The 13,491-nt window shown below is 51.4% G+C and carries 13 protein-coding genes and 2 pseudogenes; 14 read left to right on the plus strand and 1 reads right to left on the minus strand.

All coding sequences use genetic code 11. The annotated features are described in order from the left end of the window. Nucleotides 1–263 precede the first annotated feature (263 nt). From OGX84_RS16355 to OGX84_RS16410, 12 genes and pseudogenes are all read left to right on the plus strand, one after another. Nucleotides 264–1,175 carry a hypothetical protein gene (locus tag OGX84_RS16355; protein ID WP_121265176.1) on the plus strand — a complete coding sequence of 304 codons (912 nt, stop codon included), beginning with the start codon at nt 264–266 and terminating at the stop codon, nt 1,173–1,175. A 90-nt stretch (nt 1,176–1,265) separates the two neighbouring features. Further along, nucleotides 1,266–2,129 (plus strand): GTPase family protein, encoded by an 864-nt coding sequence (locus tag OGX84_RS16360; RefSeq protein ID WP_121265177.1) that lies wholly within the window; start codon nt 1,266–1,268, stop codon nt 2,127–2,129. Nucleotides 2,130–2,218: 89 nt separating this feature from the next. After that, entirely contained in the window at nt 2,219–3,046 is an 828-nt protein-coding gene (locus tag OGX84_RS16365; RefSeq protein ID WP_047738083.1) for a DUF932 domain-containing protein, read from the plus strand. 225 nt (nt 3,047–3,271) lie between these two features. Next, nucleotides 3,272–3,958 carry a WYL domain-containing protein gene (locus OGX84_RS16370; RefSeq protein WP_275055240.1) on the plus strand — a complete coding sequence of 229 codons (687 nt, stop codon included), beginning with the start codon at nt 3,272–3,274 and terminating at the stop codon, nt 3,956–3,958. Nucleotides 3,959–4,030: 72 nt separating this feature from the next. Further along, entirely contained in the window at nt 4,031–6,874 is a 2,844-nt protein-coding gene (locus tag OGX84_RS16375; protein ID WP_275055239.1) for an Ag43/Cah family autotransporter adhesin, read from the plus strand. Nucleotides 6,875–7,015: 141 nt separating this feature from the next. Then, nucleotides 7,016–7,480 carry an antirestriction protein gene (locus OGX84_RS16380; RefSeq protein ID WP_121265179.1) on the plus strand — a complete coding sequence of 155 codons (465 nt, stop codon included), beginning with the start codon at nt 7,016–7,018 and terminating at the stop codon, nt 7,478–7,480. 15 nt (nt 7,481–7,495) lie between these two features. Next, entirely contained in the window at nt 7,496–7,972 is a 477-nt protein-coding gene (locus OGX84_RS16385) for a JAB domain-containing protein (protein WP_114263041.1), read from the plus strand. Between the two features lie 8 nt (nt 7,973–7,980). Beyond that, on the plus strand, nt 7,981–8,202 hold the full coding sequence (locus OGX84_RS16390) for a DUF987 domain-containing protein (RefSeq protein ID WP_023233115.1): 222 nt from the start codon (nt 7,981–7,983) through the stop codon (nt 8,200–8,202). An 18-nt stretch (nt 8,203–8,220) separates the two neighbouring features. Then, the gene (locus OGX84_RS16395; RefSeq protein ID WP_275055238.1) at nt 8,221–8,538 is read left to right on the plus strand and encodes a type IV toxin-antitoxin system YeeU family antitoxin; all 318 of its coding nucleotides are present in this window, start codon (nt 8,221–8,223) and stop codon (nt 8,536–8,538) included. Nucleotides 8,539–8,558: 20 nt separating this feature from the next. After that, the gene (locus OGX84_RS16400; protein WP_121265183.1) at nt 8,559–8,927 is read left to right on the plus strand and encodes a TA system toxin CbtA family protein; all 369 of its coding nucleotides are present in this window, start codon (nt 8,559–8,561) and stop codon (nt 8,925–8,927) included. A 14-nt stretch (nt 8,928–8,941) separates the two neighbouring features. Then, nucleotides 8,942–9,286 carry a hypothetical protein gene (locus OGX84_RS16405; RefSeq protein WP_286458201.1) on the plus strand — a complete coding sequence of 115 codons (345 nt, stop codon included), beginning with the start codon at nt 8,942–8,944 and terminating at the stop codon, nt 9,284–9,286. A gap of 54 nt (nt 9,287–9,340) precedes the next feature. Continuing rightward, nucleotides 9,341–9,761, plus strand: a pseudogene (locus OGX84_RS16410) (tyrosine-type recombinase/integrase); the annotation flags it as partial. Between the two features lie 630 nt (nt 9,762–10,391). Here the strand turns inward: OGX84_RS16410 and OGX84_RS16415 are convergent. Then, nucleotides 10,392–10,748: pseudogene (locus tag OGX84_RS16415) on the minus strand (DUF4113 domain-containing protein); the annotation flags it as partial. A gap of 100 nt (nt 10,749–10,848) precedes the next feature. On the opposite strand from OGX84_RS16415, the gene cscK reads away from it, so the two are divergent. After that, complete coding sequence (gene cscK, locus OGX84_RS16420) at nt 10,849–11,754, plus strand: fructokinase (RefSeq protein WP_012133766.1); 906 nt, start codon at nt 10,849–10,851, stop codon at nt 11,752–11,754. Between the two features lie 171 nt (nt 11,755–11,925). Continuing rightward, nucleotides 11,926–13,443, plus strand: coding sequence for a carbohydrate porin (locus OGX84_RS16425; RefSeq protein WP_047458720.1), 1,518 nt, complete (start codon nt 11,926–11,928; stop codon nt 13,441–13,443). Nucleotides 13,444–13,491 lie beyond the last annotated feature (48 nt).

The raw sequence follows: 13,491 nt of genomic DNA on the forward strand, positions 1-13,491 counted from the left end.
CCACTTCATGCATATAAAGCAGTAAGGTTTTTTATAATTCGTAATGGCTATTTCAATCTGTTTATATTTGCGCTTAGAGTTTTATATCCCTTTGTAATCCAGTACCCAAACAGTTCTTTTACTTCTTCCCTTCTGCTATCCCCCAATCCTCAAGAAGCCAAATTTTCGTGACCGTATACACGTTATCAACAATAACTCATTGAGTTAATGTGCAAAAATGGGTATTTTTGTACCTATAATCACGTAGTGACAAGGGGGTGGTGGTGGTTTCATTTTATGATGAAAGGAATCTCATTTTATTTTTGTACTTTAAATTAAAGAAATTCGAGGTTGATATTCCTCCTGAGTCGTCCGAAGCAAATCTTGCAAACTATGAAAAGAGAGTGCGCAATTTATTATTGAGTGGGAATAAAGGTTCCGAAAGAGAAGTAGATACTTTTATCAATAACACCCGGGTTGAAGCTAAAAAAGAGATTCCATGTGAAGATGAGCTTGAATGGTTCACCACAGACTCCAGGGCTAGTTATTGGTTACTTTGTAAAACAGATCAAGATCACGTTACCTCGGGTTATGCACCCTATACAAACACTTTCCCTATTCAGGTAGGAAATTCTCTGTTAAATGAACCATTCACTTTAGGATTCGATATTCCACCGGTCCATAATCTTCGGGTGCGGCTTATCAAAGATAAAGTTGTAAAAAGTATTTCTGAAGGCAATACCAGGCAATATATTCTAAAATTACATAATGAGTGGAATGAATTAATCACAAAGAAAAATTTATTTTCTGATGTTAATGGGAAAGCAGGGGTAACCATTGACTGGTTGCTGAATTATTTGCAGGAAAATAATGTTACCTTGCAAAGGTATCGGCATGCTGAAGGAACAGAAGAAAAAATCGCATACTGTTATGCATCATATTTTATCTGGCGTGAGGATTTTTTTAGGACTGAAGCAGAAAGAGAACTATTCATAAGAAAATTTAAAAGTGCATTGAGCACACAGAAAAGTCGAGAGAAGAAGCGTGCAGATAAAAATAAAGCCCTTAACGTGATCATTTCTCAGGAGACTCATGATAAGCTTCGTGATATATCTGTGAGAGAAGGGATCTCAAATGCCAGAGTTATTGAATATGCTATTCATCTGGCATGGAGGCAAAAATTGAATCCACGCTGAATGTTTTTTTGGATATATATCATCCCCATGAAGGATTCAAAAAGGCAGCCGTGTAAGCTGCCTTTTTATTATCAATAAGAGGGTGGTGTTATGAAAAATAAATACGGTTATTCTTCTTTGCTAAAGCCGGTATCTGGATTACCTGAATGGGTTACTGAGCATTTATTGCAACAAATAAGACAGATAACTGAGTATGAACCGGTTATAGGTATTATGGGTAAAACGGGAGCAGGCAAAAGTAGCCTTTGCAATGCCCTGTTTGCTGGTGAGGTATCGCCTGTCAGCGATGTGGTAGCCTGTACCCGGGAACCTCTGCGCTTTCGCCTTCAGGTTGGCGAGCGCGTTATGACGTTGGTAGACCTGCCCGGCGTAGGGGAAAGTAGTGCACGCGATAGCGAGTATGCCGGGCTGTACCGTGATCAGCTTCCCCGGCTCGACCTGGTGCTGTGGCTGATCAAGGCCGATGATCGGGCGCTGGCGGTGGATGAGCATTTTTATCATCAGATAATTGGTGAGTCGTACCGGCATAAGGTGCTGTTTGTTATTAGTCAGTCGGACAAGACCGAACCCACTAGCGGTGGCGGTTACTTATCCACAGAGCAGAAGCAAAACATTAGCCATAAAATTTGCCTGCTGCATGAATTGTTCCAGCCTGTTCATCCTGTATGTGCCGTATCGGTCCGGGCTAAGTGGGGATTACGAACAATGGCGGAGAGAATGATTCGTTGCCTGCCGAGCGTGGCCAGCAGCCCGGTGGTAGCGCAATTGCAGTCTCCCTTTCGCACAACAGTAGTCCAGGAAAAAGCGCGCGTTGATTTTGGTGAAACTATCGGTGCGGTGCTGGATACGGTGAGTACTTTCCCGCTGATACCGACTCCGGTGCGGACCATCATTCAGGCCATGCGCACCACCGTGGTATCAGTGGCCCGTGCTGTCTGGGATTTCTTCTTCTGAGCGTTTAATTCCAACCTGTTATTCCATGAGCCCTGTCGCCTGTGCGGCAGGGCTTTCTATTATTGTTTTCCATTATGAGGAGCCTGTTTATGACCCGTCTGGCTTCGCGCTTTGGCGCAGCAAATCTTATCCGTCGTGACCGTCCGTTAACCCGCGAAGAACTGTTTCGTGTGGTGCCCAGCGTTTTCAGCCAGGACAAACACGAATCCCGCAGCGAACGTTATACCTATATTCCAACCATCTCCCTGCTGGACAGCCTGCAGCGCGAAGGCTTTCAGCCATTCTTTGCCTGTCAGACCCGCGTGCGTGACCCGGGGCGTCGGGAACACACCAGGCACATGCTTCGCCTGCGGCGGGAGGGGCAAATTACAGGTAAACAGGTGCCGGAAATCATTCTGCTTAACTCTCATGATGGCACCAGTTCGTATCAAATGCTGCCGGGATTATTTCGTGCGGTGTGTCAGAACGGGCTTGTCTGCGGTGAATCGTTTGGTGAGGTGCGGGTACCACATAAAGGTGATGTGGTGAGTCAGGTGATTGAAGGGGCTTATGAAGTGCTTGGGATTTTTGACCGGGTGGAAGAGAAACGCGATGCCATGCAGTCTCTGATGCTACCGCCACCTGCGCAGCAGGCACTTGCGAAAGCAGCGCTTACGTATCGCTTTGGTGAGGACCACCAGCCTGTTACTGAATCGCAGATACTCTCCCCACGCCGCTGGCAGGATGAGAGCAATGATCTGTGGACCACTTATCAGCGTGTACAGGAAAACCTGATTAAGGGCGGGCTTAGTGGACGCAATGCTAAAGGCGGACGAACGCATACCCGTGCGGTGCGTGGCATTGACGGGGACGTAAAACTCAACCGTGCGCTGTGGGTGATGGCGGAAACGATGTTGTCACAGTTTCAGTCTGTTTAACTTCAGATTCTGCATCTGAAAAGTTAATGCCTCGTTAAAGAATGACATGCCCTGTCAATTCACCTCTTCTTGTATTGCTGATTAATTGAACAAAAAAACGGCTTACCCAGTGAGCAGTGGCTTCCTGTCCATCGAAAAATAGTTATTGCCCCGGACATACCCTGTCAGACCCCTTCTTTAGAATCATAACCCTTTCAGTCAGTTAACTCGTATGGAGAAATGATAATGACACAGACAGAGCGCCGCCACGACAGGCTGGCGATCAGGCTGTCGCTGATTATCAGTCGTCTTGTCGCAGGCGAAACGCTGGATATGCGCAGGCTGACCGCAGAGTTTGGTGTATCTGCACGTACTCTGTACCGCGATTTTCGCGAACGGCTAATGTATCTGGATCTTGAATGTAGCAACGGTTGTTACCGCCTGCGGACGGGCGTGAGTGGTGCGCAGGCCGAGCTGGATGTGCTGACCTTCGCTCACCGTACAGGTGTAGCCGATCTGTTTCCGGGGCTGGACCGTCGACTGGTCAGCCTGCTGCTGAACTGCAACGACGCGCCCTGTCTGGCGGGTGAAGCTATGGGTATAACCAGCCCGTCAGCGTCACTGTCATTCTATCGTCTGGTCAAAGCCATTACCGCCTGCTATCGCGTCACGCTGCTCGCTGACGGACAGCGTTGCGAACGGCTGGCACCGTATCGGCTGATGATGCAGGAAGGTCACTGGTATCTGATCGCTGAATATCAGGAGCGTCCGGCTGTTTTCACCCTGAATGAAATCCATGTGGTACAGCCCACAACGGAGATATTCAGACGTAACGAGAGGCTCTGGCGGATGGCAGAGAATACCGGTTTTGCCCGGGCTCTGCCGCATTTCCGCTGCATCCAGCAGTCGCTGAATGCATTTACCTCACCCTGAAGTTTTTCACCAGCCAGCATCCACGGAGAGTGGATGCTGGCTTTTTTATTTACACACAACAAGGTTAATACGATGAAGCGAAATCTGAATACCAGCTATCGGCTGGTCTGGAACGAAGTTCTTGGCGCATTTGTGGTTGTTTCAGAACTGGCAAAAGCAAAAGGAAAGCGTACTGGCGCAGTACTCGCACTAGCCGTTGCCGGACTGACCTCTGGTACAGCACTGGCGGCAGAGACCTCTGTACCTGTCGGGGAGACGACTGACGGGGTGGTTATCAGCAATAACGACACACAGCTGGTTTACGGGCAGGCGAATAACACCACCATTAACACTGGGCTTGAGTACGGCAGCGATGATGAAGATAACAATCAGGGCGGCCAGTTCGTACAGGATGGTGGCGTAGCAAACCACACCACCATAAACAGTAACGGTCTTCAGGCGGTGCTTGCAGGCGGCAGTGCCAGCGATACAACGATAAATACCGGTGGTGGTCAGAGCGTACACGGTCAGTCTTCCGGTACGGTACTGAACGGTGGCGAGCAATGGGTACATTCCGGCGGGATTGCCAGCGGTACCGTCATTAATGAAGGCGGCTACATGGTAGTTAAAGGGGGGGCTCAGGCAATTGGCACCGTTGTGAATACCGGCGCACAGGGTGGTCCGGATTCGGAAAACAGCGACGGGATGTTTGTTTCTGGTACCGCAACAAATACAACCATCAATGAAAATGGCCGCCAGGTCGTTTTCGAGCAAGGGACCGTCGTCGCTACGACGGTGAATGCTGGCGGTGACCAGAGCGTTCATGGCAGTGCAGAAAATACCACGCTAAATGGCGGCTATCAGTACGTTCATTCCGGTGCGGCAGCAACGGATACCGTCATCAACAACGGTGGCTGGCAGGTAGTTAAGGACGGCGCTCAGGTCAGCGATACCACGGTCAATAACAGCGGCAGACTCAGCGTGGTGGCGGGTGGCAAAGCCTCAGATGTCATTATCAATGCCGGTGGCGCACTGGTGACAAATACGGCTGCGGATGTGTCCGGCACCAACCGGCTAGGCAGCTTCAGTGTTGATTCGGTTTCCGGTAACGCAAGCAATGTGGTGCTGGAAAATGGGGGGCGACTGGATGTCCTCACTGACAATGCCGCAGACACAACAATGGTCGATAAGGGCGGTGTGCTGGCGGTTAACAACGGCGGAACGGCGACAAACGTGACTATAAATGAGGGCGGTGCCCTGATTGCCGACAGCGGTTCAACGGTCAGCGGTACAAACGCGCATGGTGAATTCAGTATTGATGCTGCATCTGGCAAAGCCAGTGGGCTCTGGTTGGAAAACGGCGGTCACTTTAGCGTTAAATCCGGTGCGATAGCGGAAAATACAGCCGTTGGCAGCGGCGGCGAGCTGAGTGTGAGAAATGGCGGTGGGCTGGCCGGAACCACCAGCCTGGCTGAGCATGCAAACCTGACGATTACGGGGGATGTCATCAGTACCGGCACCATTGAAAATGCCGGTACGATAACCTTCGCGCCTGAGCAAAGCGATGCCGCCAGAACTCGCCTGTTTGCTGCTTCCTCTGATATTACCTTTACTCCCCGCAAGCTCACCACGACAAACATTGTCGGCCAGGGGGGCACCATTAACATGAGCATTAATCTGGCTAACCCAGACTTCCCGGCTGATATGCTGGTTATTGATGGTGGGCAGGCAACGGGTAAAACCTGGCTGAATTTCACCAATGCCGGTGATGCCGGGCTGGGCCTCGCCACCACGGGGAACGGCATCAAAGTAGTGGATGCGATTAACGGTGCCACGACGGATGCCGGGGCCTTTGCACTTGGCAGCAAACTGCAGGCTGGTGCGTATAACTACATCCTGAACCACGGTGCTGCGGATGAAAACTGGTATCTGACCAGCGAAGCTGGCTATCGTGCTGAAGTTGCTCTTTATGCTTCGCTGTTTGCGCAGAGCATGGACTATGACCGCGCACTGGCAGGCAGTTACAACCAGCGCAGCGCGGTCAAAGGTGACAGCGGAGTCTGGGGACGCATCCAGGGCGGTCACATGGGACATGATAATAACGGCGGAATTGCACAGGGTGCGACACCGGAAAGCAGCGGCAGCTACGGCTTCGTACAGCTGGGTGGTGACATGTTGAGTACGCCATCACTGAAAGCCGGTGTGTACGGTGCAGCAGGACATTCTTCTGTTGATGTAAAAGACGATGACCGCTCCCGCGCCGGGACTGCCCGTGACGATGTGTACAGCCTGGGCGGTTACCTGACCGCCGTGCATGCCGCCAGCGGCCTGTGGGCGGATGTGGTGGCTCAGGGCTCCCGTCATAACCTGAAAGCGACGTCTGATGCAGACAGTTTCGCTACCCACGGCTGGGGCTGGCTGGGCTCGCTGGAAACGGGCCTGTCGTTCAGTGTGACCAGTGGCCTGATACTGGAGCCGCAGCTTCAGTATGTCTGGCAGGGGCTGTCCCTGAATAACGGCTATGACAATGGCGGCTACGTGAACCTCGGTGACGGTAGCGTACAGCATATTCGTGCCGGTGTTCGCTTCGGCAGCCAGTCAGAGATGGCCTTCGGTAACGGTACTTCCACACAGGCAGGTTTTGGCGACAGCACGAAACGCAGCGTAAGCGAACTGCCGGTGAACTGGTGGGCGCGTCCGTCTGTTATTCGTACCTTCAGCTCAGATGGTGATTTGAGCATGGGAACGGCCACGGCGGGAAGCAATGTTACCTTTACCCCGTCTCAGGATGGCACAGCGGTTGATCTCCAGGCGGGTATCGATGCACTTATCCGCCAGAACGTGACGCTGGGTATTCAGGGCGGCTATACCCGTAGTGTCAGCGGTAACAGCGCTGACGGTTACAACGGGCAGGCCACGCTGAAAGTCGCCTTCTGATAGCACAGCCCCACTAAAACAGAGATAACCACTCTCATCCGGCCCCTGTTGCTTATGCAGCAGGGGCTTTTTGTTTTTAACGTTATGTAATCGACTTCACGCCAGCACACAGTCGCTGGCTTTTTATTTCGGAGAAACATCATGAACGCATTCAATAGCAATAGCGTTACGCCCTTTCAGGAACAATCGCCAGCGACAGGTATTACCGCCTCTGTTGTGCCCGATCGTCAGCGGCTCTCATTCTGGCCGACACACTTTGGTTCCATTCCGCAGTGGATAATCCTGAAGCCCCGCATTTTCGCCTGGATGGACCGCTTCTGTGATGAGTACAGCGGTGGTATCTGGTCCTTTTACACGCTCAGCAATGGCGGCGCGTTTATGGCTCCTGATGCTGACAGTGACGATAAATGGCATCTTTTCAACAGCATGAACGGTAATGGTGCGCAAATGAGCGCAGAAGCCGCAGGTATTGCTATCTGCCTGATTGAATACAGCCATCACGCCTGTCGTACAGAATGTGACGCAATGACCGCACACTATTATCGCCTGCGGGACTATGCCCTGCAGCATCCCGAAGCTCACGCCATTCTGCGTATCATCGACTGAAAGGAGGAACAACGGATGAAACAGCTTTCCTTTTTACCCGGCGAGATGACGCCACAGGACCGGCGTCTCATTCAGCGGGCGCTCAGGGCTCTGGAGCGGCACCTGCATGAGCCTGGGGTAGCCTTCACCTCCACTCATGCCGTTCGGGAGTGGTTGCGACTGCATATGGCCGCACTTGAGCGGGAAGAGTTCCGGGTGCTGTATCTGGATAATCAGAACCAGCTTATCGCTCATGAGACGCTCTTTAGTGGCACGATTAACCGCACCGAGGTTCATCCCCGGGAAGTGGTCAAACGCGCCCTGTACTTCAATGCGGCAGCAGTGATACTGGCGCATAACCACCCTTCCGGCGACACCACTCCCAGCCAGGCAGATAAGACCATAACGCAGCGTCTGGTGCAGGCGCTTCAGTTCGTTGATATCCGTGTGCCTGACCATCTCATCGTCGGTGGCACGCAGATATTGTCGTTCGCTGAACACGGTCTGCTTTGAGGTATTACATGAAAATTATCAGTAAACGCCGGGCGATGACGATTTACCGTCAGCATCCGGCCTCCCGCATTTTTCGATACTGCACCGGCAGATACCAGTGGCACGGCAGTGTCTGTCATTACACCGGTAAGGTAGTTCCTGACATTCCCGGCGTGCTGGCGGTATACGCCGAACGCCGCCAGGACCGCAACGGGCCTTATGCCTGCCTGATGAGTATCACCCTGAACTGACAATAGTGGAGAACTGTAATGAGTAACATCACCTGGGGCCTGCAGCGGAATATCACTCCACGCCTGGGAGCCCGTCTGGTGCAGGAGGGGAACCGGCTGCATTATCTGGCTGACCGGGCCAGTATCACCGGTAAGTTCAGCAAAGCAGAATGTCTTAAGCTGGATGTGGCATTTCCGCATTTTATCAGCCAGATGGAATCGATGCTGACCACTGGTGAAATGAATCCCCGCCATGCCCACTGTGTCACCCTGTACCACAACGGTTTCACCTGCGAAGCCGATACCCTGGGTAGTTGCGGCTACGTATACATCGCCATTTATCCCACACAACGCTAACAAATTTCACGAGAGCAAACATGAAAAAACTACCTGCTACAATTTCGCGGGCGGCGAAGCCCTGTCTGTCGCCCGTTGCAGTCTGGCAAATGTTACTTACTCGTCTGCTTGAGCAGCACTATGGCCTAATGCTAAGCGACACACCTTTTAGCGATGAAACCGTTATAAAGGAGCATATCGATGCCGGTATCACTCTGGCTAATGCCGTTAACTTTCTGGTAGAGAAATATGAGTTAGTTCGTATCGATCGCAATGGATTTACCTCTCAGATACAAGCACCATATTTGACTACGACAGACATTCTTCAAGCTAGGAAAGCGTGCGGGCTGATGAGCCGGTGTTCTTACAGGGAGGTAAGTAATATTGTTCTTAGCCGATCACGGCTGTGAGGGGATGGAGATCTGTGAAGGTTTCCACGATACGTGAAGAATTTGATGAGATTAACGACTCGATGAAAGTCTCATCGAGTCGCATGAAAAACAAGGTGGGGGCACAAAAGGGGGCATTTATAAAGATGAAACAAGAAAATATATGTATTTATCAAAGAGAATATGCGATGTGTTATGTTCCTATTATCACCATTCCAAATTCTTCCCAGGTCTACCGAAATCAACTCAAAGCCCGTATACTGCGCCTTCTGGCCCGTATCTTATCTCCTGTTATCAACTGGACTCAACCGGAATCAAGTTACAGTTGGGGGCACAAGTGGGGGTATTCTGTGCTCGGTCCAGGGATATGCCCCCAATGAAGCTAAAATGCCCGACAGGTTGATGTCGCTAAATCCAGAGAGAAAGCCTGCAAGCTGGCAGACGGAGCTGGTTTGTATCTTGAAGTCGTTCCCTCTGGTTCTCGATACTGGCGGATGAAATATCGCTTCAATGGAAAAGAGAAGCGTATGGCTTTTGGTGTCTATCCGGCAGTCTCCCTTGCACAAGCCAGGGCACTACGTGATGAAGCCAAGAAAAAGCTGGCCGAAGGTATCGATCCATCATTTTGCCAGGAAAGAAGAAAAGCGGGTTGATGTGCAGCTCAACAACACGTTTCAGGCCGTGGCGCTTGAATGGCACGGAACGAAGCCGATGGTCAGAAGGGTATGCTTCTGACGTTCTGGAGGCCTTTAGGTTCTACTGAATGTGCTACGTCGAATGGAAAGCCGTGGCGCGACAGAGAAGGCAAAGAAGGTTCGCCAGCGTTGTAGTGAAGTCTTTCGCTACGCTATCGTTTAAACTTATAGTTCCGAAGGAACGATACCGCATCTGTGTGAACACGTTCACATACGTTATCTTCCTCATCACGCCATCGCTGTACTATATTGATATCAAGCTCAATACCTATATTTCTGTCGGCCGGTAATTTATTGCGCATGACAGTCCCACCACCTGGATGGGTTTCAATATAAGTATGGTGCTGCGGCATAATATTAATGAGCCGCTGAAAGCACTTGCTTTTTCCGCCTGGATATTTCATTACTCAATCATCGCCATAAATGATGATATAAAGTTATTGTCCCGTTCATTATATCTCTCATCATGTAGTTAAATTCATGACATTTACTCTGTCAGGTGTTGACATTGCACATGATGGGGTCCGTTTGGAAAAAGGAAAATATCTCAAGCTAAGACTTTTTTGTACTACCCAGTGTCAACTGTGCGTAATGACCGATGCCCAAATATTTGCAGCCTTTTACCGTCATTACTTTCAGTTTTTTGGGTTGTCTCTACGGAGGTGTTTGCACTCGATGTCACTGCGTATCATCGCGTTCAGTTTCATATGTCTGAAGAGGAAGCTGCAAAGTCGCTGAAGCAGATTACTCCGCCTGCAGGTTAACCAGCGTATATACCGGGTGGTCAGAATTAGCAAATGTAAGCGCGAGGAAGATCTGACCATTTTGTTGCATAAGATGGTGAGAGCATTTCACTATTCATTTGCCATTCCGGCGCTATCCCTCCGAGGTTGTAACTCGTCAAACAGGTTAAGCTGAGAAACGCCAGAAGGGGTAAAGTCATTCAGCATCACACCTGCCTTCGCGTAACAATGGCCCTCAAGAAAGATACGATCCAGAGCCTTTACAGCGGCGGTGATGATGTCACATGTATCGTGGGTGGGAAGACGCAACTTTTCGCTGGCCACGTTGCTGTAGTAAGTCTCTTTGACTGCAAATAGTGACGTTTTTTGACGTGCCGGCAATATTGTCGTTCTCCTCGCAGCTTAGCGGTCTTTCCGGGGATCTCTAACCCATGTATTTCCCAGTATCCTGGCTTGTGCTTAAATAGCTAAATCGGTTTAACGTTATTTAGCTATGAGGATTACATGGAAAAGATCTGGGTGCTTGGCGACGCGGTTGTGGATCTTCTGCCGGATGGTAAGGGCAGATTACTGCAATGCCCCGGGGGCGCACCGGCCAATGTCGCGGTTGGCATTGCCCGCCTCGGCGGCAAAAGCGCGTTTATCGGCAGAGTCGGTGATGACCCATTCGGCAGGTTTATGCAAAAGATGCTTGCGGACGAACAGGTCGACGTTCAGTGGATGCGGCGGGACCCGCAGCATCGCACATCAACGGTGGTGGTTGATCTGGACGAACAGGGTGAACGCTCGTTTACGTTTATGGTACGCCCGAGCGCCGATCTGTTCCTGACATCTGATGATCTCCCGCCATTTCAGGTTGGGGAGTGGCTGCATGTCTGTTCGATTGCCCTGAGCGCAGAACCCTCTCGTTCCGCTACACTTCAGGCAATGGAAACCATCAGAAAGACCGGTGGTTTTGTCAGCTTCGACCCCAACATCCGCCACGATCTCTGGCGTCATGATGCCGAGTTGCGCCAGTGCCTTGCGCAGGCATTGACCAAAGCCGATGTGGTGAAACTTTCCGTGGAAGAGTTGAGCTATTTAACGGGGGAGCATCAGGTACAGGACGGTCTGACGGCGTTAATGCAAAGCTGTCCTGCCAGTCTGGTGCTGGTAACTCGGGGTAAAGAGGGGGTGATTACCTGGCATGAGGGCACGATGACCCACTATCCCGCGACGTCAGTGGAATGCGTTGACACCACCGGCGCAGGGGATGCCTTCGTGGCGGGACTTCTCTACGGACTGGCGTCAGCAGGCTCTGCCATTCCCCATCATCTCCCCCCGATAATCGGACTCGCACAACGCTGCGGCGCACTCGCCACAACGGCCAAAGGGGCAATGACTGCACTGCCGTATCTCCACGAACTGTAATATCCCTCCGCAGGCTGCCTATCGGTGGCCTGAATTGTTGCCCTGATCACAATTGTTAAACCGGTTTAGCAAAAAGCATTGCCGATTCAGAATCCATCAGTTTAGTATCACTTTCCTAAACCGGTTTAGCTGATTAGCAATATTCAATAACTTCTTTCAGGATGCGACAAAATGTATAAAAAACGCAGAATTGCCGTGATGATAGGCATGCTGATCGGCAGTACCTCTGTTCTTGCCCAGACGGATATGACGAGTATCGAATCACGCCTTGCGGCGCTGGAGCAGCGTCTTCAGGACGCAGAAACCCGCGCACAGGTGGCTGAGAAACGTGCCATAGCAGCAGAACAAAAAACGCAGCAGTTGGTTGCCGCCCAGCAACAGGCGCAAACCATCACCCGGGAGGTGGCGCAGCGGACTACCGCGCTGGAAAAGAAAGCCGATCAGAGTAGTGGATTTGAGTTTCACGGCTATGCTCGTTCCGGCCTGCTGATGAACGACGCAGCCTCGAGCAGCAAAAGTGGCCCGTACCTGACGCCAGCCGGGGAAACAGGCGGGGCGATTGGGCGTCTGGGGAATGAAGCAGATACCTACGTCGAGCTAAACGTGGAACACAAGCAGACCCTGGACAACGGCGCAACCACGCGCTTTAAGGCCATGCTGGCCGACGGGCAGAAAACCTATAACGACTGGTCAGCGGACAGCAGTGATCTCAATATTCGCCAGGCCTTTGCTGAACTGGGCAATTTGCCTGATTTTACCGGTGCGCTGAAAGGCAGTACCTTCTGGGCGGGAAAACGTTTTGACCGCGATAACTTTGACATTCACTGGCTGGATTCTGACGTGGTGTTCCTGGCCGGTACGGGCGGCGGTGTGTATGACGTGAAGTGGGACGACACGCTGCACAGTAACTTCTCTGTCTATGGGCGCAATTTTGGCAGCGAGGAGGAGATCGACAACAACGTTCAGAACTACATCCTCAGCATGAACCACTTTGCCGGACCGTTCCAACTGATGGTGAGTGGTCTGCGGGCTAAAGACAACGATGACCGTAAAGACAGCAACGGTGACCTGATTAAAACTGATGCGGCGAATAACGGTGTTCACGCTATGGCTGGCCTGCACAACAAGAGTTTCTACGGCCTGCGGGAGGGATCTGCCAAAACGGCGCTGCTGTATGGCCACGGCCTGGGTGCGGAAGTAAAAAGTATTGGTTCCGATGGCGCACTGCTGTCTGAAGCTGATACCTGGCGCTTTGCCAGTTATGGTGTCACGCCTCTGGGCGGCGGCTGGCATATTGCACCTGCAGTCCTGGCGCAGAGCAGTAAAGACCGTTACGTCAAAGGCGACAGCTATGAATGGGTCACGCTCAACACTCGTCTGATTAAAGAGGTCACGCAGAATTTCGCCCTGGCGTTCGAAGGTAGCTATCAGTACATGGATTTGAATCCTGAAGGCTACAAAGACCGTAATGCGGTCAACGGGAGTTTCTACAAGCTGACTTTCGCCCCGACATTAAAAGCAGGCAAGATCGGCGATTTCTTCAGCCGTCCGGAGCTGCGTCTGTTCGCCACCTGGATGGACTGGAGCAGTAAACTGGATAACTACGCCAGCGATGACGCCTTTGGCAGCAGCGGCTTCAATGCTGGCGGGGAATGGAACTTTGGGGTTCAGATGGAAACCTGGTTCTAAGCCTTCACGCTCCTGCGTGGCGGGAGCGTTTTAAACACCATAAAAATG

This window comes from Citrobacter sp. CK202, assembly GCF_030333225.1.
GTDB lineage: Bacteria > Pseudomonadota > Gammaproteobacteria > Enterobacterales > Enterobacteriaceae > Citrobacter_B > Citrobacter_B koseri.